The sequence below is a fragment of the Eubacteriales bacterium mix99 genome, assembly GCA_038396605.1.
In the GTDB taxonomy this organism is placed as follows: Bacteria; Bacillota; Clostridia; order Caldicoprobacterales; family DTU083; genus UBA4874.
This window is the reverse complement of sequence record CP121690.1, coordinates 1,851,596-1,875,132: the sequence shown is the minus strand read 5'-3', so window position 1 is coordinate 1,875,132 and position 23,537 is coordinate 1,851,596. Positions and strand designations below refer to the sequence as shown.

General features: G+C 48.0%; 16 protein-coding genes, 1 tRNA gene and 3 rRNA genes. 9 read left to right on the top strand and 11 right to left on the bottom strand.

Features of this window, described 5'->3' with window-relative positions:
- Positions 1 to 229 precede the first annotated feature (229 nt).
- The 7 genes from QBE55_08265 to QBE55_08235 form a co-directional block, all read right to left on the bottom strand.
- Positions 230 to 1,582 carry an FAD-dependent oxidoreductase gene (locus QBE55_08265; protein ID WZL77561.1) on the bottom strand — a complete coding sequence of 451 codons (1,353 nt, stop codon included), beginning with the start codon at positions 1,580 to 1,582 and terminating at the stop codon, positions 230 to 232.
- Between the two features lie 325 nt (positions 1,583 to 1,907).
- A complete protein-coding gene (locus QBE55_08260; protein ID WZL77560.1) occupies positions 1,908 to 3,071 on the bottom strand; it encodes a Gfo/Idh/MocA family oxidoreductase in 1,164 nt (387 codons plus the stop codon).
- A 238-nt stretch (positions 3,072 to 3,309) separates the two neighbouring features.
- Positions 3,310 to 3,384, bottom strand: a tRNA-Asn gene (locus tag QBE55_08255).
- A gap of 12 nt (positions 3,385 to 3,396) precedes the next feature.
- Positions 3,397 to 3,513, bottom strand: a 5S ribosomal RNA gene (rrf, locus tag QBE55_08250).
- A gap of 38 nt (positions 3,514 to 3,551) precedes the next feature.
- Positions 3,552 to 6,489 (bottom strand): 23S ribosomal RNA (locus QBE55_08245).
- Between the two features lie 300 nt (positions 6,490 to 6,789).
- Positions 6,790 to 8,323: ribosomal RNA gene (locus QBE55_08240) — 16S ribosomal RNA — on the bottom strand.
- Together the 16S, 23S and 5S rRNA genes with 1 tRNA gene alongside form the textbook arrangement of a ribosomal RNA operon.
- Positions 8,324 to 8,365: 42 nt before the next feature.
- Positions 8,366 to 8,512 carry a hypothetical protein gene (locus tag QBE55_08235; protein ID WZL77559.1) on the bottom strand — a complete coding sequence of 49 codons (147 nt, stop codon included), beginning with the start codon at positions 8,510 to 8,512 and terminating at the stop codon, positions 8,366 to 8,368.
- A 447-nt stretch (positions 8,513 to 8,959) separates the two neighbouring features.
- Between QBE55_08235 and QBE55_08230 the strand changes: the two genes are divergently transcribed.
- Positions 8,960 to 10,375, top strand: coding sequence for a hypothetical protein (locus QBE55_08230; GenBank protein ID WZL77558.1), 1,416 nt, complete (start codon positions 8,960 to 8,962; stop codon positions 10,373 to 10,375).
- A gap of 143 nt (positions 10,376 to 10,518) precedes the next feature.
- Positions 10,519 to 11,829 (top strand): dicarboxylate/amino acid:cation symporter, encoded by a 1,311-nt coding sequence (locus QBE55_08225; GenBank protein ID WZL77557.1) that lies wholly within the window; start codon positions 10,519 to 10,521, stop codon positions 11,827 to 11,829.
- A gap of 4 nt (positions 11,830 to 11,833) precedes the next feature.
- Here QBE55_08225 and QBE55_08220 read toward each other — a convergent pair whose 3' ends face one another.
- The 3 genes from QBE55_08220 to QBE55_08210 form a co-directional block, all read right to left on the bottom strand.
- On the bottom strand, positions 11,834 to 13,276 hold the full coding sequence (locus tag QBE55_08220) for an AarF/UbiB family protein (protein WZL77556.1): 1,443 nt from the start codon (positions 13,274 to 13,276) through the stop codon (positions 11,834 to 11,836).
- A gap of 256 nt (positions 13,277 to 13,532) precedes the next feature.
- Positions 13,533 to 13,892 carry a hypothetical protein gene (locus QBE55_08215; protein WZL77555.1) on the bottom strand — a complete coding sequence of 120 codons (360 nt, stop codon included), beginning with the start codon at positions 13,890 to 13,892 and terminating at the stop codon, positions 13,533 to 13,535.
- A 26-nt stretch (positions 13,893 to 13,918) separates the two neighbouring features.
- A complete protein-coding gene (locus tag QBE55_08210; GenBank protein WZL77554.1) occupies positions 13,919 to 14,635 on the bottom strand; it encodes an extracellular solute-binding protein in 717 nt (238 codons plus the stop codon).
- A 457-nt stretch (positions 14,636 to 15,092) separates the two neighbouring features.
- Here QBE55_08210 and QBE55_08205 point away from each other — a divergent pair, with 457 nt between their 5' ends.
- The 4 genes from QBE55_08205 (at position 15,093) to QBE55_08190 (ending at position 18,697) form a co-directional block, all read left to right on the top strand.
- Positions 15,093 to 16,115, top strand: a complete 1,023-nt coding sequence (locus QBE55_08205; GenBank protein WZL77553.1) for an ADP-ribosylglycohydrolase family protein — start codon at positions 15,093 to 15,095, stop codon at positions 16,113 to 16,115.
- Positions 16,112 to 17,023, top strand: a complete 912-nt coding sequence (locus QBE55_08200) for a PfkB family carbohydrate kinase (protein ID WZL77552.1) — start codon at positions 16,112 to 16,114, stop codon at positions 17,021 to 17,023. Before QBE55_08205 ends, QBE55_08200 begins: the two co-directional genes overlap by 4 nt.
- A gap of 82 nt (positions 17,024 to 17,105) precedes the next feature.
- Positions 17,106 to 17,801, top strand: a complete 696-nt coding sequence (gene pnuC / locus QBE55_08195; GenBank protein WZL77551.1) for a nicotinamide riboside transporter PnuC — start codon at positions 17,106 to 17,108, stop codon at positions 17,799 to 17,801.
- A 185-nt stretch (positions 17,802 to 17,986) separates the two neighbouring features.
- Positions 17,987 to 18,697 carry a GntR family transcriptional regulator gene (locus tag QBE55_08190; GenBank protein WZL77550.1) on the top strand — a complete coding sequence of 237 codons (711 nt, stop codon included), beginning with the start codon at positions 17,987 to 17,989 and terminating at the stop codon, positions 18,695 to 18,697.
- Between the two features lie 64 nt (positions 18,698 to 18,761).
- On the opposite strand, the gene QBE55_08185 is transcribed toward QBE55_08190, so the two are convergent.
- Positions 18,762 to 19,499 carry a polysaccharide deacetylase family protein gene (locus QBE55_08185; GenBank protein WZL77549.1) on the bottom strand — a complete coding sequence of 246 codons (738 nt, stop codon included), beginning with the start codon at positions 19,497 to 19,499 and terminating at the stop codon, positions 18,762 to 18,764.
- A gap of 391 nt (positions 19,500 to 19,890) precedes the next feature.
- Here QBE55_08185 and QBE55_08180 point away from each other — a divergent pair, with 391 nt between their 5' ends.
- The 3 genes from QBE55_08180 (at position 19,891) to QBE55_08170 (ending at position 23,535) form a co-directional block, all read left to right on the top strand.
- The gene (locus tag QBE55_08180) at positions 19,891 to 21,264 is read left to right on the top strand and encodes a transposase (GenBank protein WZL77548.1); all 1,374 of its coding nucleotides are present in this window, start codon (positions 19,891 to 19,893) and stop codon (positions 21,262 to 21,264) included.
- Between the two features lie 174 nt (positions 21,265 to 21,438).
- Complete coding sequence (locus tag QBE55_08175; GenBank protein ID WZL77547.1) at positions 21,439 to 22,632, top strand: ABC transporter substrate-binding protein; 1,194 nt, start codon at positions 21,439 to 21,441, stop codon at positions 22,630 to 22,632.
- A gap of 18 nt (positions 22,633 to 22,650) precedes the next feature.
- Positions 22,651 to 23,535 carry a branched-chain amino acid ABC transporter permease gene (locus QBE55_08170; protein WZL77546.1) on the top strand — a complete coding sequence of 295 codons (885 nt, stop codon included), beginning with the start codon at positions 22,651 to 22,653 and terminating at the stop codon, positions 23,533 to 23,535.
- Positions 23,536 to 23,537 lie beyond the last annotated feature (2 nt).

Here is a 23,537-nt window from a genome sequence, read left to right as displayed (position 1 = left end):
TTGCTCAGAGAAGACAGGAAACCTTGGTGCATCAGAGAAGCTACAGACCTTTTCGTCTCACAATTTCAGAGGGACATTACCTGGATAGAACAAGGCGGGTTCCATTAGGATATAGGTCAAGATTTTTTCTTATAAGAATGATAACACTCCCTTGCCAACAAAAAACAGAAGTCGCCTCTCGGCAACTTCTGCGCTATCCCGGACTAAATTCATGTAAATTCACTAACGGTCAGGGCAGATAGGCCCCTTCTTCCCGCAGCCGCTTTCTCAGGTTCTGCACATCAACTTCATGCACATTCACTGTCGGCATATGTCCGGCATGAGCAGCCGCCATACCAGCCGCTTCCCCCATGGCCAGGCAAACCGGCATCACCCGGACACTTCCCAGAATGTCCCTGTCACAGGATATGGAGCGCCCTGCAACCAAAACATTGATCAGCCCTTTCGGGGTCAGGCAGCGATAGGGAATCCCATGAGATTCTCCTTTTCCATAGCGACAGGTTTTGGACTCCACCACTTTCTCAAAGGAAGCCCCTTTGACCAGTTTCTCTGCATCTTTCTCTGAATGGTGAACATCGAGGTAATAGCTGTTCCGGCAGATCTCATCTTCAAAGCTTCGCCTGGCCATGTAATCCTCCGCAGTGATCACATAATCCCCCATAATACGGCGCGTTTCCCGGATTCCCATCAAAGTGGCCGTTTGGGACAGATAAGAATTTGCAAAGGCTTCCGGAAAATATTCCGCCAGGCCGTCACGCATCTCACGGGCCAGCTTGCGTCCCTCCATCAACGCACGAGACAGATTGATCGGATCGGTGCTGTCCACATCCCAGAGATGTCCGGCATTGAATCCTACCGTGCCGGGTCCGACAAAATTGCTGCAAATATGTGTATCCCGGATCAGGGGATACTTATCGGAATTTGCGATCTGATGAATCGGACTGTCCGGATTGGATCCGTGCAGCCAGGGGCCGCATTGATATCCATAGTCATCCACATTGCTGATCATAAAGCAATGACTTGCAGGCTGCAGTTCCCCGTTGTCTCCGCCTTTTTCGTACCCGGCACCGGCCCCTACAGCCAGATCCCCGTCTCCTGTGCAGTCCACATATACTTTTGCCTGATACGCGCAGAGGCCGGATTTATTGGTCACAACAATTCCAGTTACCAAACCCTTGTCATCCGTCTCCACACTGCTTAACATGGTATCGAACAAAACAGAAGCTCCTGACCCGGTAACCATATCATCATACAGGGTTTTCAGCTGTTCCGGATCAATCGGCACCCAGTCCACAGCATCTTTCGGCACATGGGGCATGGTACTTTTCAAGGACTCCATTATCTTTTGCGCCAGACCGCCATAGATCACACGCTCTTTATCCGAAAACGGGCACCATGCAGGCACCAGTCCGTTCGTCCCCATACCGCCAAGTGCTCCGGTTGCCTCAATGAGAAGGGTTTTTACGCCTTCCCTGGCGGCAGAAATGGCAGCGGTGCATCCTGCCGGACCGCCACCGACTATGATCACATCCCATCTGTCATCCAGTGGAATTTCCTGTTTCAAGGTAAAATGTTTTTTCATCCCAATCCCTTTCTTTCTGATTCGACTTTCCTCACATATAAAATTCCCGTATCTTTTTTACTGAAACTCATTTTTCATTATATCTGTATCTCAGGCAATCGAACAGAAGAAGATCCTTTGATAATTGTCAATATATTATTGTGTCGCTTTGGGATCTGTCGGCAACTACGCTCCCTCTGAATGATCAGTACAGAGTAACGGTATGCCCCTCATACCTAAAAAGTACCACCATCCCGGATCATGGATGGTGGTACTTCTGTAAACTTTCATTCAAATCAATGGAATTATGATCCGTGCTCCCATTCTTATTGTGTTTCCCTGTCTTTTATATCTCAGGTATCCTAACTTCAACTTCCTTGCCCAGCCCGGCGGATTTTGTAATCCCATCAAGAATCGCCTGGTTATAAAGAATCTGACTGCTGGGAACCGGCGCTGTGCCATTATTCTTCACCGCATTCAGGAAAGAACGCAGCTTTTGTCCAAACAGATTGGTTTCGCTCTTGATGATGGGAATCTCTGTTTCAACCTGGCTGCCAGCCACTTCATGATAAATCTTCATCGGTCCGCCGACACTGCCGTTCCAGCACTCTGTGGACGGGATGCGCAGTCCGCCTTTGGTTCCCATAATGATGGTATCCCCGGGAGTGTCCAGATTCATCGCCCAGGCAATGCGGAAATCCAGGATGATCCCGCCTTCCAGCCGGACAAAAGCAGCTGCAAAGTCATCGACACCAAACACAGACGCATACTCCGGATGATTCTTGTAGTAATCCGGCCTTTTTCCAAAGAAATCAGAGGTGTATCCTGTAACCGTCAAAGGTTTTGGATAACCAATGGCATTCAGTACCATATCCAGGGAATAGCACCCGATATCGCCCAATGCACCAATGGCACCTTTATCCTTCTCAATAAAGGAAGTACCGTATGGTGTGGGAATCCCTCTCCGTCTTCCACCACCGGTCTGAATATAATAAACCTGCCCCAATTCTCCGGATTCCACAATTTCCTTGATCTTTTGCATATTCGGATCAAAACGAGGCTGAAAACCGATGGAAAGTATCTGCCCACTCTTCTTCTCCGCACGCATAATCTCCACGGCTTCGTCCAGGGTGACGCACATGGGCTTTTCCAGCATGACAGGAATGCCCCGGTTCAATGCATCGATCGCGCATACCGCATGTGCCGAGTTATATGTACAGACGCTTACTGCGTCCAGCTCCACGGAATCCAGCATTTCGGTATGACTCTCAAAACACTGTACCTCCGGAAGTCCGAATCTCTTGAAAAATGCCCTGGCTTTTCCGGGAATGATATCAGCACCTGCAACGATTTCGACATCCGGCATCTTTTTATAGTTACTCACATGTGCTTCTGCAATCCATCCAGTCCCGATAATGCCAATCCGCAGTTTGCGGCTGGTATCGATTTCCGCCTGCTCCCCCTGATCCTCCTGAAACCGATTCAGAATGTCGTCGTTTTTATCTGCCATTAAAAATTGCCCCTTTCCTAAATTATGATAATAGAAATTATGATAATAGAGTGGAAATATCCTGTAAGCTTATTTCGATATACTTATCTTCCAATCCATATATAATCTATCACAAATTCGTAAAACAGGAAACATGAAATTCATTATTTTTGGATACAACCGATAAAATGGATAAGTCGTGAAACGAATAAATTGCAATATAAAAAAACAGTCCAGCTTTGGGCTGCCTCATTTAAAGTGGCTCCTCAGGCTGGGCTCGAACCAGTAACCCCTCGGTTAACAGCCGAGTGCTCTACCATTGAGCTACTGAGGAATATATATAAAGATCCGGCAGTGACCTGCTCTTCCGGGAGGTCGCCCTCCAGGTACCATAGGCGCAGAAAGGCTTAACTGCTGTGTTCGGGATGGGAACAGGTGTGACCCTTTCGCTGTAACCGCCGGATAAGGGATATACCCTGAAAACTGCACAATGCTCTATTTATGATCAAGCCCTCGACCGATTAGTATCAGTCAGCTGCATGCATTACTGCACTTCCACCTCTGACCTATCAACCTTGTCATCTGCAAGGGGTCTTACTGCCTTTCGGCATGGGAAATCTTATCTTGAGGGGGGCTTCACGCTTAGATGCCTTCAGCGTTTATCCCGTCCGTACCTGGCTACTCAGCCATGCCGCTGGCGCGACAACTGATACACCATTGGTACGTCCATCCCGGTCCTCTCGTACTAAGGACAGCTCCTCTCAAATTTCCTGCGCCCGCGATGGATAGGGACCGAACTGTCTCACGACGTTCTGAACCCAGCTCGCGTGCCGCTTTAATGGGCGAACAGCCCAACCCTTGGGACCTACTTCAGCCCCAGGATGCGACGAGCCGACATCGAGGTGCCAAACCTCCCCGTCGATGTGAACTCTTGGGGGAGATAAGCCTGTTATCCCCGAGGTAGCTTTTATCCGTTGAGCGACGGCTCTTCCACTCGATACCGCCGGATCACTAAGCCCGACTTTCGTCCCTGCCCGAGATGTCTCTCTCGCAGTCAGGCTCCCTTCTGCCTTTACACTCTTCGAATGATTTCCAACCATTCTGAGGGAACCTTTGGGCGCCTCCGTTACTCTTTCGGAGGCGACCGCCCCAGTCAAACTGCCCGCCTGACAATGTCCCTTCGCCGGTTCACGGCTTTAAGGTTAGAATTCCGGCACAGAAAGGGTGGTATCCCAACATTGACTCCACACATACTGGCGTACATGCTTCCCAGTCTCCCACCTATCCTGTACATTCCATGCCAAAATCCAATATCAGGTTACAGTAAAGCTCTACGGGGTCTTTCCGTCCTATCGCGGGTAACCAGTATCTTCACTGGTACTACAATTTCGCCGGGTCCCTTGTTGAGACAGCGCCCAAATCGTTACGCCTTTCGTGCGGGTCGGAACTTGCCCGACAAGGAATTTCGCTACCTTAGGACCGTTATAGTTACGGCCGCCGTTCACTGGGGCTTCAGTTCTGTGCTTCGCGCTCTCGCGCTTACACTTCCCCTTAACCTTCCAGCACTGGGCAGGCGTCAGCACCTATACTTCCTCTCTCGAGTTCGCAGATACCTGTGTTTTTGCTAAACAGTCGCTTGGGCCTTTTCTCTGCGGCCTTCTTTCGAAGGCACCCCTTCTTCCGAAGTTACGGGGTCATTTTGCCGAGTTCCTTAACAAGGGTTCTCCCGCTCGTCATGGGATTCTCTCCCTGCCCACCTGTGTCGGTTTGCGGTACGGGCACCTCCATCCTCGATAGCAGCTTTTCTCGCCAGTGTGGATTCAACGGCTTCCCTACTCTAATTTCGGTCCCCGTCACAGCTCATCTTTGGGAAACGGTACTTCACTCGCTTCCCGGACTTACTGCTTGAACAGGCTCTACCAACAACCTGCTCCGTCTATCCTCCTGTGTCACTGCTTCTCTCATGCGGATGTCGGTGGTATCGGAATATCAACCGATTGTCCATCGCCTACGACTTTCGTCCTCGGCTTAGGTCCCGACTTACCCTGAGGGGACGAACCTTCCTCAGGAATCCTTGGGCTTCTGACGGCGAAGATTCTCACTTCGCTCTCGCTACTCATACCGGCATTCTCTCTTGTATACCGTCCACCACTCCTTACGGTATGGCTTCTGCCAGTATACAATGCTCCTCTACCACTGTCATGGAACTATCACTAATTCCATGACAATCCAAAGCTTCGGTGACAGGTTTTAGCCCCGGACATTTTCGGCGCAGGACCACTTGACCAGTGAGCTGTTACGCACTCTTTCAATGTATGGCTGCTTCTAAGCCAACATCCTGGTTGTCTGTGCAATCCCACATCCTTTACCACTTAACCTGTACTTTGGGACCTTAGCTGTTGATCTGGGCTGTTTCCCTTTCGACCACGAAACTTATCTCACGCAGTCTGACTCCCGGAAATCAAGACCATGGCATTCGGAGTTTGATAGGGTTCGATAGGCTTGTCGGCCCCCTAGCCCATTCAGTGCTCTACCTCCATGTCTCTTTCCCGAGGCTAGCCCTAAAGCTATTTCGAGGAGAACCAGCTATCTCCAGGTTCGATTGGCATTTCACCCCTATCCACAGCTCATTCCCCGTTTTTTCAACAACGGTGGATTCGGACCTCCACGAAATTTTACTTCCGCTTCATCCTGGCCATGGATAGGTCACCTGGTTTCGGGTCTGCAGCAGAATACTATTTCGCCCTATTCAGACTTGGTTTCCCTCCGGCTCCGGACCTTCCCGGTCCTTAACCTCGCATCCTGCCACAACTCGCCGGTCCGTTCTACAAAAAGTACGTGGTCGCACCATATTTGTGCTCCCACCGCTTGTAAACATAGGGTTTCAGGTTCTCTTTCACTCCCCTCCCGGGGTGCTTTTCACCTTTCCCTCACGGTACTCCTTCTCTATCGGTCACCAGGAAGTATTTAGCCTTGGGGGGTGGTCCCCCCGCCTTCCCACAGGATTCCTCGTGTCCCGTGGTACTCCGGATCCCGGACAATCTTCCATCCCCTTCGCCTACAGGGCTCTCACCTGCTTTGGCCTGCCTTTCCAGTGCAGTTCGGCTGGAGATGTCCGATCTTACTCCGGTCCTTTACCCCGGCCCGAAGTCTCCTTCGGCCCGGTTTGGGCTCTTTCCCGTTCGCTCGCCGCTACTTGGAAAATCGATGTTTCTTTCTCTTCCTCCGGGTACTTAGATGTTTCAGTTCCCCGGGTCTCCCCTCCATAACCTATTGATTCAGTTATGGATATCCGGGCATTACCCCGGATGGGTTTCCCCATTCGGATATCCATGGCTCACGGCCTGCTTTCGGCTCCCCATGGCTTTTCGCAGATTGCTGCGTCCTTCGTCGGCTCCTGGTGCCAAGGCATTCACCCTATGCTCTTTCCAGCTTGATCTTACCTTGGTTCTTTCCTTGCGAAATCGTAGCGTAGTTTCCTGCTCCCGCAGGCCTACTACCTACTCTTCTTTCTTTCTCGTTCTTTGCATTGTGCAGTTTTCAAGGTACATTTCTGGAAGTTAATATTGGAAGCTGAATTATCTCCAACCTCTCATTTCAAACGTCCAGTGAGGATTGATCCCTCAAAACAAAACAGTACAAAATTGAAATCCAAGCAATATTCTTTCGGATTTGGAACCTGTTGTTCCATCATTTCCTTAACCTTCCGGCTAAGTTCGACCTAAGAATTTCTCCCTAGAAAGGAGGTGATCCAGCCGCACCTTCCGATACGGCTACCTTGTTACGACTTCACCCCAGTTATCAGTTTCACCTTCGACGGCTCCTCCCTTTCGGTTCGGTCACCGGCTTCGGGTGCCCCCGACTCCCATGGTGTGACGGGCGGTGTGTACAAGGCCCGGGAACGCATTCACCGCGACATGCTGATTCGCGATTACTAGCAACTCCGACTTCATGTGGGCGGGTTGCAGCCCACAATCCGAACTGAGACCTGCTTTATGGGTTCCGCTCCGGCTTGCGCCTTCGCTTCCCTTTGTTTCAGGCCATTGTAGCACGTGTGTAGCCCAGGACATAAGGGGCATGATGATTTGACGTCATCCCCACCTTCCTCCGAGTTATCCCCGGCAGTCTCTTCAGAGTCCCCAACTTTACTTGCTGGTAACTGTTGATAAGGGTTGCGCTCGTTGCGGGACTTAACCCAACATCTCACGACACGAGCTGACGACAACCATGCACCACCTGTCTCCTCCGTCCATTGCTGAAACGGCATATCTCTATGCCCGTCGGAGGGATGTCAAGCCCTGGTAAGGTTCTTCGCGTTGCTTCGAATTAAACCACATGCTCCGCTGCTTGTGCGGGCCCCCGTCAATTCCTTTGAGTTTCAACCTTGCGGCCGTACTCCCCAGGCGGGATACTTATTGCGTTAACTCCGGCACAGGGGGGGTCGATACCCCCTACACCTAGTATCCATCGTTTACGGCGTGGACTACCAGGGTATCTAATCCTGTTTGCTCCCCACGCTTTCGTGCCTCAGCGTCAGTTACAGTCCAGAAAGTCGCCTTCGCCACTGGTGTTCTTCCTGATCTCTACGCATTTCACCGCTACACCAGGAATTCCACTTTCCTCTCCTGCACTCAAGCCAGACAGTTTCCTATGCACCCCCACAGTTTAGCCGTGGTATTTCACATCGGACTTGCCTGGCCGCCTACGCACCCTTTACGCCCAGTAATTCCGGACAACGCTTGCCCCCTACGTATTACCGCGGCTGCTGGCACGTAGTTAGCCGGGGCTTCCTCTCAGGGTACCGTCACTTTCTTCTTCCCCTGTCACAGAGTTTTACGACCCGAAGGCCTCCTTCACTCACGCGGCGTTGCTGCGTCAGGGTTTCCCCCATTGCGCAATATCCCCCACTGCTGCCTCCCGTAGGAGTTTGGGCCGTGTCTCAGTCCCAATGTGGCCGTTCACCCTCTCAGGCCGGCTACCCATCGTCGCCTTGGTGGGCCGTTACCTCACCAACCAGCTAATGGAACGCGAGCTCATCTTATACCGGATCTCTCCTTTGACCCCTGTACCATGCGGTACTGTGGCCTTATGCGGTATTAGCAGCCGTTTCCGGCTGTTATCCCCCTGTACAAGGCAGATTGCTCACGCGTTACTCACCCGTCCGCCGCTGAATTTACCAACTTAGTAAACTAAGCCGGTAAATCCCGCTCGACTTGCATGTGTTAGGCACGCCGCCAGCGTTCGTCCTGAGCCAGGATCAAACTCTCCCATTAAAGTTTCAAACCCTCATGGGTTTCGTTTGCTTGGCTCTTTCCTTAACGCTTGCTTCCGCTTTGCGTTGTTCCTCTTGAATTGACTTCGATTTCAATTCGCTCCGTTTGTCTTCTCTTTGCTCTCCACAGAATCTCTCCTGCTTCCTTCTCAGAATCCAACTCACGGATTTCGTACTGTTCTGTTTTCAAGGACCAGTCTTTCTGCCGCCCCTGTCTGTAGCAGGGAACCTTTAATCGTTCTTTTACCGCTCCCTCAAGGCGACTTTCCTATATTAACAAATCGTCTCCGCTTTGTCAACATGTTTTTTAAGATATTTTGCACTTTTATGTCGATGCCACTTCAAAAGCTCGTATCTCGTATCAAGTGCAAGGAATACTATATCACAATTCTATTCGGGATTCAAGCCTATTATTCCACTTTTTTCGCAGAATATCATATATAAAGATAGAAATGCACTTTTTTCGCCAGGGCAGCGGGTCAGAAAGAAGGAGATCATTGACACATTCCGGTTCCGGGATGACAGACCCGATTCAAAATTGACAGGAACCTTTCGTACCATCTTCACCCGACCGGCATATCTTATACCATATCCTATTGAACAATCGTTCTTATCATTCCTGGAAAGGAGAAAGTATATGGAATATACGGCATTAGCCTCTTTACATTGGGTTTATCTCCTGTTCATTGTTCTCATCATCGTTGTTATGATAATGAGAAGAGACACCACTTTGGTATGCGTGGCTGGCATTTTCGTCCTTGGTCTTGTGGCAACAGGATCCCTGCACCAGTCTGTTATGGGCATCTTCAGCAGTTTCATCTATGCAATAACGGAATTGCTGAGTACGATTCTGATTATCTCTGTAATTACCGGCATGAGCAAGGTCATGCTGGAAACCGGAATCAATGAAGAGATGGTTCGCCCCTTTACGAAACTGATTCGATCGCCTTCCCTGGCTTACTGGATCATCGGTATTCTGATGATGGTGATCTCCTGGTTCTTCTGGCCTTCCCCGGCAGTAGCCCTGATGGGCGCTGTTCTGCTTCCCGTGGCGCTTCAGGTGAAATTGCCTGCCATTGGCGCCGCCATGGCGATGAATCTTTTTGGACATGGCATTGCCTTGTCAGGTGATTTCATTATTCAGGGAGCTCCAAAGCTGACAGCGGATGGAGCGGGAATCCCGGTAGGCGATGTCCTTTCCGCAAGTGTTCCCCTGGTAATCATTATGGGCGCAGTAACCACCATAACCGCTTTTTGTTTCCTGAAACGCGATATGAAAAAGGGTACCCTTACCATGGAAACCAATCCGGCAAAAGAAGAGGAAACCAGGAAGGCTTCCGAGGGGAAGGAAGACAAAAAACGCATCCTTTCCGGAACAACAGGAAAAATTCTCGCCGTTTTGATCCCGGTATTATATCTGGCGGACCTCCTGACCATGTTCCTGTTCAAGCTGCAGGGAGGAGATGCCACTGGCCTTGTGGGAGGAACTTCCCTTTTCATCCTGATTCTGATCGCCATGATCTCTCACAAAAACAGTGGTCTGGAGAAAATAACCTCCTGTTTTATTGATGGACTGAAATTTGGGTTTCAGATTTTTGGACCGGTTATCCCTATTGCTGCCTTCTTCTACCTGGGGGATGCCGCATTCCCTCATATTTTCGGAGAAGTATTGCCAGCCGGATCCAGCGGCCTGGTAAATGATCTCGGTATCGCGCTGGCCAATGCCGTTCCGCTGAACAAAGCAGTCGCGGCGGCCACCTCCACGATAGTAGGCTCCATCACAGGACTGGATGGTTCCGGATTCTCGGGAATCAGTCTGGCCGGCTCTGTGGCAAAACTGTTTTCCACAGCTATCGGCAGCGGATCGGCTACTTTAACCGCCCTTGGACAGGTGGCGGCAATCTGGGTAGGCGGGGGCACCCTGATCCCATGGTCCGTTATCCCGGCAGCGGCGATCTGCGGAGTCAGCCCCTTTGACCTGGTTCGACGGAATATGAAACCGGTTATAATCGGTCTGGCAGTAACCACAATTGCAGCAATCTTCCTGATTTAGCAAAAGTCCGAAAAGCGTATCCGGGGACTTGAACAGTCCCCTTTTCATGGAATATACTGTTCTGTAGGTTGACAAAGTGAAGTAAAGTACATAGAATAATATAAAGTCATAGCAAACATATATGAATAGGAGGATGATATCCCATGAAAGCAGATTATTTGGCACTCGGAGCATTGCTGGCTGCCATCGTGTTTCTTGGTATTCTGGCATATTTAGGCAAGAAAAAAGTGGATTTTGGCCTGCGAACCATTATCGCTCTGGCATTTGGACTGGTACTGGGCATCGTTTTTGAGGGCCACACAGATTATGTGCAGCCGATCGGTACCATTTATGCCAACATTATTTCAGCCTTTGTCGTCCCGCTTTTGTTTTTCAGTGTCATTTCCGGCATCACCAACCTGGAGAATGTAGGCAAACTGAAAACAATTGGATTAAAGAGCATCGGATTGCTTATTTCTACCACGTTTATTGCATCCACAATCACATTGCTTGTTTCCTTGCCGCTGGGTATCGGAAAAGGTGCGGCGATCACCCTGCCGGCGGACTATAAAGCGAGGGAAATCCCGAAAGTATCACAGGTCATTATTGATTTGTTCCCCAGAAATTTTTTTGAACAGGCTTCAACGAATACAGTCGTACCGGTTATTCTGTTTGCTCTGTTGATTGGCATAGCAGTGGTGATGCTGTCCACGAGGGATCCCCAGGGAGTAAAACCCTTTAAGCGCTTCGTGGACTCTGTTTCAGAGGTAAACAATACTGCCATCTCATATATCATTGAATTTACACCCTATGCCGTACTGGCTTTGATTGCAAACGCAGTATCCAGTAACGGACCGGATAAATTATTGCCTCTCCTGCCTGTATTGGCTGTGGCATATTTGTTATGCTTCCTTCAAACCTTTGGAGTAAATGGCATATTGATAGGAACAATGGCCAAATTAAATCCCATCCGGTTCTTTCAACATATCTGGCCTGCACAGGTAATCGCCTTCACTACCCAGAGCAGCATCGGAACAATTCCTGCAACGGATAAATGCCTGAGGAAAGCAGGAGTCTCTGAAAATATCTCTTCCCTTGTTGTACCGTTGGGTTCAAATATAGGCATGCCCGGGTGTGCAGGTATCTGGCCGACTTTGCTGGCGGTTTTTGCAATCCATGGATTAAAAATGGAATATTCTGCCTTGCAATATGTCCTCCTCGTTCTGATTACGACCCTGGTCAGCATAGGAACCGTGGGGGTTCCTGGAACAGCAACCATTACCGCAACTGCCGTGTTTGCAGCAGCAGGGCTTCCGATTGAGATTATTGTATTGTTGGCACCGATCAGTTCCATTGTGGACATGGCCCGCACCGCCACCAATGTAAGCGCAGCGGCAACAACTGCCTTAATTATTGCCAAAAGTGAAAAGGAACTGGATTTGAAAAAATACAATGAGATACATGGTGAAACATAAGGGATCACCGGTAGGATCGGATTAAAAACAGGATAATGATTAAAAGAAACAGGACGGATACAATCAATCCTGTCTTTAATATATTCAGGGCGAAGGGGATCGTTACGCCGCTGTTCCCCGCAATAAGGCCAAAACTGATCAGAATTCCTGCCAGAACTATACTGAGAGCCAGCATAATCACACTGAGGGAGATTCGGTTCGTGATCCGACTCAGTTGCTTCTGAAGCGAATCTCCACCCTTTATTTCAATTGGAACTGAAAAATCCTGCTCCCCGATTCTGTGCAAAATGTTTTGCATCACAGCCGGGAATTCATGCAGCATCCCCTGGAATCTCCATATTTCCTTCCGAACCTGCTTCTTCACCTTTCGCAATGAGAAAGATTGATAAACCAACTTTTTGGCGATGGGTTCTGTAATGGAAATGGCATTGAGATCTGGGGCCAGTTTTTCCAGCACCCCCTGCAGGGTCGCCAACGTCTTTGCCAGCAGGGTGAATTCATGTGGAATTTTGATATGATTCAAATACACCGTATGAAAGACTTCCCGGATCAAATCATCGATCCGGATTTTATCCATGGGCATGGTCAGGTATTTCGCAACGATCGTGTCAACATCCTTTTCGAAGTTTTTCATATCCTTTTGGTCCACCGTAACATCCATGTCCACCAGAGAGCGAACTACCATTCCGCTGTCTTTGGAGGTAACTCCGACAAAGAATCTGGAGATCATCTCCCTGCGGGTCTCATCCAGACGTCCCACCATCCCGGTATCGAGAAAAACCACTGTCCCGTCCGGCAACACTTGTATGTTGCCAGGATGGGGATCCGCATGAAAGAAGCCATCCCGAAGGATTTGATTGCATATGGACGTGGCAATCCTTTCCCCGATTTTCCTTCGGTCCAGCCCCGCCCGATCCAATTCCTCCAGATCGCTTATTTTCAGACCATCCGAATATTCCATGGTAAGAACACGTTTTGTGGTATAGATCCACTTTACCTTCGGTACCGTTATGCCCTCATCCCGCTGGAAATGATGCAAAAAGGTATCTGCGTTTTCTCCTTCCTCCATGAAATTCAGTTCTGCCTTTATGGCGCTTTCAAAATCTTCCACCATGCCGTTGAAATCATAGAGTTTCCCATATTTGGTATGATCAATAAAGTGAGCCATGCTTTTCATAATATCCAGATCCAGGTCGATGGTATCCTCTATTTCCGGCCTTTGCACTTTCACGGCGACCTGCACTCCGGAAAAAAGCGTTGCACGATGGACCTGGGAAACAGAAGCCGCGGCGATTGGCTCCGGATCAAATTCCTGATAGATATGCTCCAGGCTGTCGTGAAACTCGCTTTCGATCAAAGTCCGGACCTGCGGAAACGGAAACGGCGGTACCGAATCCTGAAGCTTTTTCAATTCCTTCACAACACCATCCGGCAGACGCTTCGACATTGTCAGAAGCTACATCCTGATCGGACACTCCCCTTTTTTTCACAAAAAAAGGATGGGAATCGGCTTGCTGAAACAGCATTCCAAATCCATGCCTTGTAAAAACAGCGATAATCTCCTTGTATCTTTTGATGCGTACCTGCCTGTCATCCATTCAATCATCCCATCATTACAAAGCTGCCATAAATGGCCCTTGCCGTCCCCGCTCCGTCAGATTCCCGGCGTATTCTCCAGTTTATCCTTTCCTTTTTTTGCCCCTTTATTTGCCATTTTCTTTCGGGAGTCCACCCTGATCCTGCAGGGATTTTTGTATCTCTTCCCTTACCAGCTCCCGGATTTCATCCTTTGTGAGGATATCTTTCCTCTGCACTACATTCAGGTGATCCAAAGCGTCTGCGGTTTCCTTCTGAATCATTTTTTTCAGCTCTTCCCGCTGTTCCTCGCCCTGCTTTATGAACTTACCTGCCAGCTGCCTCGCGTCCTTCTTTGCCACATCGCCTTTGTCAACCAATTCTTCCACCAGATTTTCAATCTTTTCCCTTGAGTACATCAAAAGACCCAGACCCAAACTGAAGGACTCTTCAATTGATTTTCCAATGGAATCGGATACATGGGACATGTTAGCCCCTCCTTTCCTTTCTTTATTTAACGATCCTTTTTCTTCTGCTGCTCCTTTTGCTGTTTCTGCTGCTCCTTTTCTTCCAGAAGCTCCTTTCTTCTCTGCTGATATTGTTCCTCCGTTTTATGGTCTTCCATCCATTCCAGAACTTTTACTGCCTTTTTGCTGTTCTTGCTATAGGCCGTAACAGCCAGAACAGAATCTTTGGTATCGAAAACGGATTTACTGAGCGACTGGATGTCCGAAGCCGGAACCCCATACACTCGGGGCGTTTTATCATCTTCCGTGGAAAAGGTGTACCCGGCCAGCTGCTCTTTGGTAAAGCGCCCCGTCAGATCCGTGTAATCGTCCAGCGGCAGGAAGGCACCGCCTTTGGCCATATTCTTAAACTCATCCTTCGGGAAAGCATAAATATCGCCACTTTGGCTGCCCAGCATCACCGTAAGCTTTTGCCTGCCGGCATATTCCATATCGCCTTCGATCCCAATGTTGAAAAGATTCACTTCACGAAGGCCCGGAAAATCCATGCATACGGTATCGCCATATTCCTTTGCAGCATCCTCCATCATATAGCCGCCCACCAGATAGATATCCACTTTCTTCTCCGGCGGTGTCTGTGGTTTTGTAACCGTGGCCAGCATACTCCAGGAGAAAATGGTCAGAACAATTCCCAGCACATACTTCCACTTGTCATAATGAAAATGGTTCCTTATGGTTTCCTTATCGACTCGTACACGATACATCCATTCATCCCCGCCATTCTTAAACTGCAATATGATTTCGATCTATTGATTTCCTGATGAAAAGAAATTTATTTGTCATGATCATTATAGAATATTGATATAAAAAAGGCAAGCAGACGTGAGTTCCTGGCTGCAAGATTAACAGATTATTCATAATGTCCTTCATTTCCTTATCCCCGGGTCTTTGACAGGGATCATCGAAGTCCAGGTAACAGGACAATGAAAGGATATATAACATTGATGTATGATATATAATATCATGGTATGGTATATAACATCGTGATATGGTATATAATATTATGTCATGTCTTTATGTATTTTTAATCATTCCGGCTCTTGTCTTTTATACGATTCGTGGAACTTTCATTTTATACTTGTGTTTTTAACGCTCAAAGTTTATAATAGATTTAGTAAAACAATACAATATGTAATGATCATTTGTTATATAGGAGGAGATATGAGTAATCTAGATTCAGCTGTACTTCGGGACAAGGTTGCAGGAGCTCTTTATGGACAGGCTCTCGGTGATGCGTTCGGCATGCCTGGCGAGCTTTGGGGAAAGAAACGTGCAAGAAAGTTCTTTGGTGGCCTGATCACAGAATTGATTGACGGCCCGGATGAGAACGATGTGGCTTTCAACTATGAGAAGGGCCAATTCACGGATGATACAGGTCAGGCCCTTGTCCTTCTTGACTCTGTTGCATCGGCAAATTATGAACCGGACGCAAGAGACATCGCGAAAAGGATGCTTGAGTGGGCTGACCGCGAAAACGCCTTTGAGAATAACATTCTTGGTCCAACCACAAAGCTCGCACTTGCCGACTTCCGTGAAGGACGTGATGCATCCGGAACAACGGACAAGGCGCTTTCCAATGGATCCGCTATGAGAATCGGACCAATCGGTGCATTGCTCTCCCCGGACAAAAAGGAAAAACTCGTCGATTATGTCTATGGTGTAACAAGAGCGACTCACACAAGTGATGTCACCATTGCCGGCGCCGCGATGATTGCAGAAGGTGTCGCATCCGCAATTGTCAACGATGACTTCGGGAAGGTGCTGGACGATATTCTCGCAGTGGAACCGATCGGTTACGACAAAGGAGCGGAGACCTGCAGCCCGCGTCTTGCGGAACGCGTTAAGCTCGGCGTAGGATTTGCTCATCAGTATCCGGGCCAGGACGAAGAATTTCTCCAGAAGGTCTACGATGTTGTCGGGACCGGCGTACCGATCATTGAATCGGTTCCTGCAGCTATCACCGTTGCTTACTATGCACAGGATCCGAACCGATCCGCCTTCCTCTGCGCCAACATGGGAGGCGACACAGATACGATCGGAGCGATGGCAACGGCGATCTGCGGAGCATTTACCGGCGCACAGGCCATCAAGGCCGGGTATCGTGATCTTCTCAACAGGCAGAACGACGTAAACTTTGACTCTTATATTGATATTATCATGAAAGGACGGGACATCCTAAAATGAAAACACTTGTTGTCGGTGCTGCCATTGTCGATCAGATGATGATGATTGACCGTCTTCCCCTAAGCGGTGAGGACATCCCATGCCGTGAGACAAAAACCGTCATCGGCGGATGCGCCTTCAATGTTGCCAGTACAATGAGAAATATCGGCGCGTCCCATGACCTCTGCGTGCCAGTCGGAACCGGAATGTATGCAGATCTGATCCAGAAAGGCCTAAAGGAAAACGGCTATCCGGTCCTTCTCCACACGGATACAATGGACAACGGGTACTGCCTGAGTCTTGTCGAGAATACAGGTGAGAGAACCTTCATCACCGTTGTCGGCGCCGAAGGCCACTTTGAGAAAGAATGGCTGGACAGGATCGATCTCAGTGAATACGGACAGATCTACCTTGCAGGCTATCAGGTCGCCGGTGCATCCGGACAGATACTCGCCGACTGGCTTCGCGATTCGAAGACGAGCGCCAGAGTCTTCTTTGCACCGGGACCAGTCATCACAACAATTTCCTCGAAAATCATGAATGAACTTCTCTCCCTGCATCCGATCCTTCACATCAATGAAAAAGAAGCCAAAGATTTCACACAGAACGAACATATCGAGACGGCTCTGCACATCTTATATGAAAGAACCGGAGCTCCGGTCATCGTGACTCTCGGTTCAAAAGGAACTTCCTATTTCGACGGAAGCGGGACAAAAATCATTCCGTCTGAACCGGCCAGGGTCGTCGATACGGTTGGCGCAGGAGACAGCCATATAGGCGCAGTCATGAGCGGACTTGCCCTCGGTAAATCCCTGGAGGAATCCATTGCTGTTGCGAATCGTGTCGCCGGTGCCATCGTGGCAACACAGGGACCGACAATGACAAAAGAAGATTTTGATCGAAAACAGATTATCTGCTTTACAGCATGAACGGACAAGAATTTGCAGATCATACCGGATTTGTAAATCCGGTAAATAGAGAAAAAATTACCGAGAGTCGGAGGAAAATATCATGAATAAGATCAGACATTATTTCGACGGTTGGAGTTGGAAAGAAAAAACATGGCTTGCGTTTGTTCTGATTTTCCAGACAGTAGCATGGGTAATTGACAAGGAATCCCTTTTCATGCTGGTCATGACGCTCACAAGTTCACTCAACCTTGTGCTCGGCGCAAAGGGCAAGGTAGAAGGCCTGTATTTTGCGATCATCAACAGTGCCCTCTATGCGATTCAGTGTTTCGGCATCCCGCTTTACGGTGAGATCATGTACAGCCTCGCATACAGCATCCCTGTCAGTATCGCTTCCATCATCCTCTGGAAGAAGAACACGGCTGACGGTGGTGAAGTCAAGTTCCGCACGATGACAAAGAAGGGCATTCTGCTCATGACCGCAGTTACGATTGCGGGTGTCTTCGGATATGCGGCAGTCCTGAAGGCAATGGGCGGCGGATTCGCATTCATGGATTCCCTGACGACAGTTGTCGCGGTGGTTGCAAGTTTCCTTTACATGAAACGCTACTCTGAGCAGTGGCTGATGTGGGTCATCGTCAATGTGTTCTCTGTCGTTATGTGGATCATGGTATTCGCATCTGGCGACAAGTCGGCTCTGCTGATCATCATCATGAAGGCTATCAACATGATCAACTCCACATACGGCTATTTCAACTGGAGAAAGATCGCGAAAGAGATCAATGCAGCAGATGCCTGAACAGCAGCCCTGAAGTAATGGTACAGGCCGTCACAACAGACGGTCTGTATCTTTCTTCCCGGATATGTTAAGATATATGAAAACATGACTATCGCATGGATCTGAAAGTGCGTGTATTGTAATGATATTTGCTCAGGATATCGGAATGGAACTTCCGTTCCCGATCCGGAATGAAGAGGTACTAAATGACAAAATACGAACAGATCATGAATGACATTAAGTCAAAGATCGCGTCGCACCAGTATAAAGAAAATCAGGTTATTCCGTCCGAACACCAGATGTGTGAGGAGTACGGCGTAAGCCGGATCACCGTACGAAAAGCAATTGACTGTCTGGTAAACGAAGGCATGCTGTACCGCATCAGCCGTAAGGGCTGTTTCGTCCGGGAGACAGCGGACCAGAAACTTTCCCATATTTATAGCTTTACAGAAGCCATTCTCAACCAGGGCAGAACTCCTTCACGGAAGCAGCTCTCCCTCACAAAAGAGCCGGCGGGTGACCAATACGCAAAGCTTTTCAGCATTGATAAAAAAGAATATATTTACATTTTGAAATGCCTTTATTTTGCGGATGGCACTCCCTACTGCGTCAACAGTTCCGTGCTTCCCGAAAACCGTTTTCCGAAACTGGAGTTCTTTGACTTCAACAGCCGCTCTCTTTACGATGTGCTGAAGTCATTCTATGATCTGAATATGTCTCGCGCGACACAGAATATCTCCGCCGTCCGTGGAAATGAAGAGGTCTGTGACTTCCTCCACATAGACAGTGCACAGCCTCTCCTTCGTATCAATGCAACATCATTCTGTCTTGATGGCGGAAAGGAGCACGCATTTGAGAGATATGAGGCGGATATCCTGACAGATATACTGGATTACTATGTAGAAAAGTACGATTAAGCGCTCAGAAAATGATACTATTCTTTAATCTCCTCCACAATCTGTTTTGCAGAATTACTCAATCTCATAGGGAATCCAATAATACCTCCCTATTGGTTCCATAAAAAATATCCTCATTTCCCGAGAGCATCTCCAGAAATCGTTCAAACTCGCTCCAGGTGTCATGAATGTCCAGTTCATAACTATGGCCCCAAATATAAAAAATCTGTGGGCTGTCCGGCTTCATTTCCAGAAATTTTCTGCCAAGATCAAACATTTTTTCCATCTCCATCACGTGATATACCGAGGGTTTAAACTGAAACAGATCCCTTTGCTTCTCAAATCCGTAATTACATATGGTCGTGCGGGCGTATTTTATTTCCGTATAATTTTTAATTAATTCAGCAACCTTTTCTGTATAATTTACTCCGCCTCCCGGATATGCCATTCCCACCACAGGATACCCGGCCAAACAGCTTAAATTCTCTCTGTCCGACTCTACCTGGCGAATAATCGTTGCTGTATCTGTAATTCTGGATAAATTGGTGTGTCTTAAGGTATGTACTGCGATCTCATGTCCTTCATAAAGCCCACGCACTTCCTTTGCCGCTACCTTTGTGTGATTTACCTTAACGCCTTCCCTGATAAGGTAATTTTCCTGACCCAAGAGTTCCGAATTAAGATTAAATGTAGCCTTCATACCGTATTTATTCAACAATGCTACCATGCGCCTGTCCTGCAGCACACCATCATCATAACTGAACGTTAAAGCTTTCTTCCAACCATTCATTCTCTTTCTCCTTCTATTGTGCCGTACTTTCACCAGATTGCCAATACTTATTATACACGAAATATGATTCTTTGAAAAATTGTAAAATGTAATTTTCCGACTTCTTCACACAATAAACCGACTTTTCATCTCAGAAAATACCAGTATCTTTTCAGCATAGCCAGTAAAGAGAGACCATTGGATTCTCTTCTATCCAAACAATTTCTCTGATACAGATGGGTGGCTGATACAAAATGCATCAGCCACCGTTTTCCACAACCTGTCTCGGTGCTAAATCGGGTATTAAATTGTTACTCAAACTTCGCAGTTTGAAAAGAGCGATGAACCTTGAAAATTCAATGAATCCTGGTAAAGATATAGCATGAGACCCTCGATTTTGGTATAATTGAATTGCTAAAAACAATCATAATCGGAGGCTCATGCTATGAATAAAAGTATAACACAAACCACCCAGGATGATAAGCAGAATTCATCAACTGTCCAAAGATTTTTCAAAAGATTTCATGTCGCGTCAGCATTAAAAGCAGCCAATGCATATAAGGAAAAAGGATTTTCTGTAGCCCGAATCTTCCAGTATCTGTTTTTGTTGGCTTTCTCCAATCGCTCCATGTACATGAATCTTTTGACAGGAAAGAATGTGCCTGCTTTTGCAAAGGATACTGCCTACCGGTTCATGAGAATGGCACATATAAACTGGATGCGCTTTACGACAATCCTTTCTTGCAGAATCATAAAGGATACGGTTGCTCCCCTTACAAGCGATGATCGGGTCAATGCATTGGTGATTGACGACTCCGTATTCGATCGTAATCGCTCCAAAAAGGTGGAGCTGCTTGCTAAGATATACGATCATGCAAAGCATGTCTATCTCAATGGATTTCGTATGCTCACATTGGGATGGACAGATGGAAACACCTTTCTGCCAGTGAACAGTGTTCTCCTGTCCTCTGAAAAAGAGAAAAATCGTATTACGGAGGCAAGCCAAATGGATAAACGTTCCGTTGGATACAAGCGCCGTAAACTTTCCGTGACAAAGGGAACGGAAGCAATGCTGGAGCTGTTGAAAACTGCAAAAGCAGCGGCTATTCCGGCGAAGTATGTTCTTTTTGACAGCTGGTTTTCTTCCCCGAAAACTCTTCATGCCGTAAAGGAAATTGGCTATGATGTAATTGGCATGGTGAAGAAATCCTCTAAAATGCACTTTGTCTATGAAGGAGAAAGCTTATCACTACCCGATATTTACATGCGCAACAAAAAACGTCGCGGCAGGTCCCGGTACCTTCTTTCTGTCAGAGTGGATGTTGTTAAGGACGGGAAAGTTATCCCGGCTAAAGTCGTATATGTCCGCAACAAAAGAAAGAGGAAAGAGTACCTCTGCCTGATATCCACGGATCTGTCCCTGACGGAAGAAGAAATCATCCAGGTTTATGGAAAACGCTGGGATATCGAAGTCTTTTTTAAGGTCTGCAAAAGCTATTTACGATTAAGCAAAGAATGCAGATCTCTGTCATACGATGCAGTAACTGCTCATACGGCAGTTGTTTTCGCCCGATACATGATGCTCTCCATCGAAAACCGTGAATCACAGGATGAACGGTCTCTGGGTGAACTGTTTTTGTACTTCTCTGATGAAATGGCTGATATTACATGGATACAAGCATTTCATCTGCTTATGGACACATTCAAGGAAAAGCTATCCGATTATCTTGAATTATCCGAGAAGCAAATTTCTAGTTTAATGGATGCATTTATGAAAGCCCTTCCCCCAACATTGCTAAGAAGCCTAAAGGCCGCATAAATCAAGAGAATGTTTCTGGTTGATTCCTGCTTCTTGTTGAATTTTCAAGGTTCATAGCCTATATCCATATGCGAAGTTTGAGTTATAAATATAAAATTATAATTGTACTTCAATACAAAATGCATTAGAATAGGTAAAAATAGACGGCGATTTATTTTAAGGAGGCAACGAATCATGAAAAAAATCATTGGAATGCACCTGATCCTCAGTCTTGTCCTTTTGACAGCTGCAGGATGCTCCTCCACTCCCACCGGAAAAAGTGGTGGTGGCAATGTGATCCGGATCGGTGTCTATGAGCCTTCGTCCGGTGACAACGGTGCCGGAGGGAAACAGGAGATCCTTGGGATCGAATACGCCAATGCCGTTGTCAACACCGTTGAAATCGGCGGCAAACCCTATAAGATCCAACTGGAAATCGTCGATAACGAATCGTCCACAGACAAGGGCCCTTCTGCAGCATCCTCACTGGTCAGTGCCAAGTGTTCCGCTGCCATCGGCTCCTATGGCTCCAGCGTATCCATTGCAGCCAGCGATGTATTCCGAAATGCCGGAATTCCCGTAATCGGTCCTTCCTGTACCAATCCCCAGGTTACGCTGGGAAATACCCATTACTTCCGGGTATGCTATCTTGACCCTTTTCAGGGTACGGTACTTGCCAACTTTGCTGCTGACAATTTTCAGGCAAAAAAGGCATATATCCTGACAAAACTCGGGGATGACTATTCCGCAGGTCTTGGAAATTACTTCAAGACTGCCTTTACCGGAATGGGCGGCACGGTTGTGGAGGAAAACTTTCAGGAGGGAAACAGCGATTTCACAGCATATTTGGCTACTGCCACCAACGAAGGAGCAGACGTCATCTTCGCACCGACATCCACAGAAGCAGCGTCCCTGATCATCGGCCAGGCAGCTTCCCAGGATATCGGCATTCCCCTGCTTGCGGGAGACACATGGGACAGTTCCGTTATCCTGGATGCCGCCAAAGGTTCGGGGCAGAAGGTTTTTGTGTCCACCTTTTTTGATGAAGGAGACGATTCCGCTGCCGGCTCCCGGTTCGTGACCGATTTCAAGACATGGCTGAGCAAAAATCCGGCCAAGCGCAACAACAATGGCGGCAATCATATCGTGGCAGCCGTTTCCGCACTGGGTTATGATGCTTATATGACTGCCATCGAAGCAGTCAAGACTGCCGGAAGTGCGGATCCGACAGCGGTCAACGATGCTTTATGGAATGTAAAATACGCCGGAGTAACCGGGGATATCTCCTTTGACAAAAATGGGGACGCCATTCGGGAGGAAGCCTACATCAAACAGGCAAACAATTCGGATGGTACCTGGAAGTTCGTCGGCATTCAGGGCGTGAATTAACTGTTGGGAGGCTTTAACATGGGATTTTTTCAAACCAATCTGCCTTATATCCTGGCCGGCATTTCCGTGGGAGGACAATATGCTCTGATTGCCATTGGGTATACCCTGGTATATGGAATACTCCGGCTGATCAATTTTGCCCATGGCGATATCTTCATGACTGCCGGGTTTATGATGGTTTATCTTTCTGCCAGCCTGCCACTTTGGCTGTCCATCCCTCTGGTCATTCTACTGACCGTACTGCTGGGCTTCCTGGTGGAGCGGATTGCCTACAAACCGCTCCGAAAAGCTCCGCGCATGTCAATTATGATCAGTGCCATCGGCGTTTCCTATCTGATTCAGAACTGCGCATGGTATGTGACCAGTGGTCTGGCAAAACAATTTCCTGTCATACCCTGGATCAGTGATTCCGTCACTGTTTTCTCCGCTACCACCAAAGTGGTGACCATCCTAACACCGGTGTTTACGCTGGGGCTGGTTGCGGCCCTGGTTCTGCTCATCCGCCATACCAAAATCGGAATGGCAATGCGGGCGGTATCCAGGGATTTTGAGACAAGTCAGCTTATGGGCATAAAGATCAATTCCGTTATCAGTACCACCTTTATTATTGGTTCCTTCCTGGCAGCCGTTGGGTCGATTCTATATTTTACCAACTATACCACCGTTACACCGACTGCCGGATCCATGCCAGGTCTGAAAGCTTTCGTTGCAGCCGTTTTCGGCGGAATCGGCAGCATATCCGGTGCAGTTCTGGGAGCCTTCCTGATCGGTATTTGTGAGAATATCATCAAGGGATTGGGCTGGACAACTTTTTCCGATGCTTTTACCTTTGCACTGCTTATTGTTATCCTTATCGCCAGACCCACTGGGCTTTTCGGCGAGAAATCCATGGACAAGGTTTAGGT